The organism is Companilactobacillus halodurans, assembly GCF_009600985.1.
In the GTDB taxonomy this organism is placed as follows: Bacteria; Bacillota; Bacilli; order Lactobacillales; family Lactobacillaceae; genus Companilactobacillus; species Companilactobacillus halodurans.
On sequence record NZ_VDFP01000234.1, the window covers coordinates 1 to 1,120 of the forward strand.

Below are 1,120 nucleotides of genomic sequence, written 5' to 3' on the forward strand. Positions count from 1 at the left end.
AAAAATAAAATGTTACAACGTATTTATGGTACAGCCTTTTTCGATAAAAAGGATTTGAAAGCACACTTACAAATGCTTGAAGAAAGAAAAGAACGTGATCATCGTAAAATTGGTAAGGAATTAGAGCTATTCTCAAACAACCCATTAGTAGGTGCTGGTTTACCACTTTGGTTACCAAATGGTGCAACAATTCGTCGAGAAATTGCACGTTACATCGTAGACAAAGAAGTGAGCATGGGTTATGACCATGTTTACACACCGGTTATGGCTAATGTTGATTTATATAAAACATCTGGTCACTGGGATCATTATCAAGAGGATATGTTCCCGACAATGAAACTTGATGAGCATGAAGAAATGGTACTTAGACCAATGAATTGTCCACATCATATGATGATTTATGCTAATAAACCACATTCATATCGTGAACTGCCTATAAGAATTGCTGAATTAGGCACAATGCATCGTTATGAGGCAAGTGGGGCTGTGTCAGGATTGCAACGTGTACGTGGTATGACTTTAAATGATGCGCATATCTTTGTTCGTCCAGATCAAATTAAAGAAGAATTCAAACGTGTTGTTAATCTAATTATTGATGTATATAAAGACTTTAGCTTTGAAAACTATAGCTTCAGACTAAGTTATAGAGATCCAGAAGACAAAGAGAAATACTTCGATGACGATGAAATGTGGAACAGATCACAATCAATGCTTAAAGGCGCTATGGATGATCTTGGTCTTAAGTACTATGAAGCTGAAGGTGAAGCTGCTTTCTATGGTCCAAAACTTGATGTTCAAACTAAGACAGCTCTTGGTAATGAAGAAACATTATCAACTATCCAATTAGACTTTATGCAACCAGAGAAGTTCCAATTAACATATGTTGGTGCTGATGGTAAGGATCATAGACCAGTTATGATTCACCGTGGTATCGTTTCAACTATGGAAAGATTTATTGCTTACCTAATTGAAATTTACAAGGGTGCATTCCCAACATGGTTGGCTCCTACACAAGTACGTATCATCCCTGTTAACCAAAAACTTCACACAGATTACGCTAACGAAATTCTTTCAGAATTACGTGCTAAGAATATCCGTGCTGAATTGGATGATCGTGATG

At 36.6% G+C, this 1,120-nt stretch carries 1 protein-coding gene; it reads left to right on the plus strand.

Features of this window, described 5'->3' with window-relative positions; genetic code table 11:
• Nucleotides 1–1,120 (plus strand): threonine--tRNA ligase (gene thrS, locus FHL06_RS13855; RefSeq protein WP_153387236.1); only part of this gene is annotated, 1,120 nt, incomplete at both ends.